General features: G+C 52.0%; 1 protein-coding gene and 1 tRNA gene. Both read left to right on the top strand.

Annotated elements, in window-relative coordinates:
• Nucleotides 1-981 precede the first annotated feature (981 nt).
• A tRNA-Thr gene (locus tag ACJ5NV_RS20330) sits at nt 982-1,057 on the top strand.
• Between the two features lie 166 nt (nt 1,058-1,223).
• A complete protein-coding gene (locus tag ACJ5NV_RS20325) occupies nt 1,224-2,255 on the top strand; it encodes a tyrosine-type recombinase/integrase (protein WP_411646697.1) in 1,032 nt (343 codons plus the stop codon).
• Nucleotides 2,256-2,309 lie beyond the last annotated feature (54 nt).

The raw sequence follows: 2,309 nt of genomic DNA, 5'->3' as shown, positions 1-2,309 counted from the left end.
TATCTGCGCCAAGCATAGGGAATCACATCATACGTGATCTGGGAATCCTGAATCTGAAAGCACGCGACACGCTCTAGGCGACTTTATAGAGAAAAGCTTGAGACTGATGCCAATTTCTCGCTGAGCCTTTAACAGGTATAGCGGTTCAGAATGAACTGACCCAGCCTCGCCTGTGGTGGGGCAGTATTTAGCCGCAGTAGCTTTGCGGGTTTCCCAACAACAGTCGTGTTTTTCGGGACGCATTTGGTCACAACAGCACCCACGCCAATAATGGCACCAGCCTCAATCACAAGCAGCCTATCTGCATTCTCTGGGAGTATGGTGTCATCTGAGCCAATATACACAATATTCACGGGGATTTGGAGGAAGTAGCCCTACGGTTGCGTATGCTGCCCGCTTAGTTTTGAGGGTCAGGACCCATCTCTGCTGGTCAATGGTCATACAGCCCTTGGCTCGTCGCATCAGACGTCCACGTCCATGCGGTGGGTTTTGAGGCTGGTGGTGTCCTTTGCCCGACAGTCGAAACACAGTTCGATGAGGGGGAATCATGACGATTTTTCCCTGTCCATGTTTGGCAGCGAGACCCATCATGGTTTTCGCAAAGACACCTTTGCCACTACAGTGCTTTCAACGGTTATAGTACACCTTGTATGGGCCATATTCCTTAGGCACGTTACGCTACCTTAAACGTTGCGATTGATGAAGATCACACCACTGAGAACGTGTCTATCGTCAACGAGTGGCTTGCCATAGGACTGTAAAAGTAAAGGTCTAGACGTGCTATCGGGGCATCATTTAACCGACAGAGATTGCTCATATCGCCGCGCCATTTTTGATTGGTGAATCATGCAAATTGGTGAAATCAGTGGGGTCCAACACTCGGTGTTCACTCCTAGCGCACAAATGGGATTGCAAAGCAGGTTTTCTAGCTGCTATAGGCATCATGTCCACGAGATGGATAGCAGCGCATAGCGCCAAGATGCCCCTATAGCTCAGCTGGTAGAGCAACTGATTTGTAATCAGTAGGTCCGCGGTTCGAGTCCGTGTGGGGGCACCATTACAACATCCAAATTCATCCAATGACATCCGATTGAACCTTGTTTATATAGGTTTTGCGGTGCTCCATTGTCCAGCGCGGTTTTATAGCGTGCGATGTGATACCCCCGGATAGGGGGTGTTTTTGGGGGTGTCGAGTTTGGTCAGGAAAAGCGATACCCCCAAAGATGCCATTGTCAGACATTCAGATTCGAAACCTCAAGCCGCGCGAAAGGGCCTATAAGGTATCCGATTTTGAGGGCTTATTTGTTCTAGTGAAGCCGAACGGGTCGCGCCTGTGGCGCTTCAAGTACCGACTGGACGGCAGGGAAAAGCTCTATTCTATTGGTGTTTATCCCGACATATCGCTTGCTCAGGCCCGTAAGGCTAAAGACGACGCCCGTGCGAAGGTCGCGGCGGGGATCGACCCAAGCGAAGTCAAGCAAGACGAAAAGCGTTCGCGGCTGGAAGCAGTGGGTCACACCTTTGAGAAGGTCGGTGCGTCATTTCTTGCCAAGCAAAAGAGTGAGGGGAAATCCTCTGCAACTCTGGCAAAAACTGAATATCACCTCAAGCTGGCCAACCGTGATTTTGGGCGTAAGCCCGTGACCGAGATCACCGCGCCCATGATCCTTAAGACCCTCCGCAAAGTTGAGGCTAAGGGTAATTATGAGACTGCCCACCGCCTGCGCGCCCGTATCGGATCGGTGTTTCGCTATGCCGTGGCCAGTGGGATTGCTGAGACAGACCCGACCTATGCCTTGCGCGATGCATTGGTCCGCCCAATCCGTGTTCATCGCGCGGCTATCATTGATCCTGAGGCGTTGGGCCGCTTGATGGCTGAGATCGACGGGTTTGATGGGCAAGCTACCACGCGGATTGCTTTGAGGTTGCTGGCCATGCTCGCCCAACGACCGGGCGAGGTGCGTAATGCCAAATGGGAAGAGTTCGATCTGGCCGAAAGGATCTGGTCGATCCCAGCAGCCAAGATGAAAATGCGTCGTGATCACAATGTGCCATTGCCGGATCAGGCTTTGGTATTGTTGAAGCAATTACGAGCGATGAACAATCCAGGTGACTACCTATTCCCATCATTGCGCACCTGGACGCGCCCGATGTCTGAAAACACCCTTAACGCAGCGTTACGCCGCATGGGATACTCCGGTGATGAAATGACCGCACACGGATTTCGTGCGTCTGTAACCCGTCACGGCCATTGAGACAGAGCGGTACTTTTGCTTAGGGAGAGTTTTCGGTTCATCGTATTCCTTGAA

The sequence above is a fragment of the Loktanella agnita genome, assembly GCF_046640325.1.
Lineage (GTDB): Bacteria > Pseudomonadota > Alphaproteobacteria > Rhodobacterales > Rhodobacteraceae > Yoonia > Yoonia agnita.
This window is presented reverse-complemented; position numbering and strand designations above follow the sequence as displayed.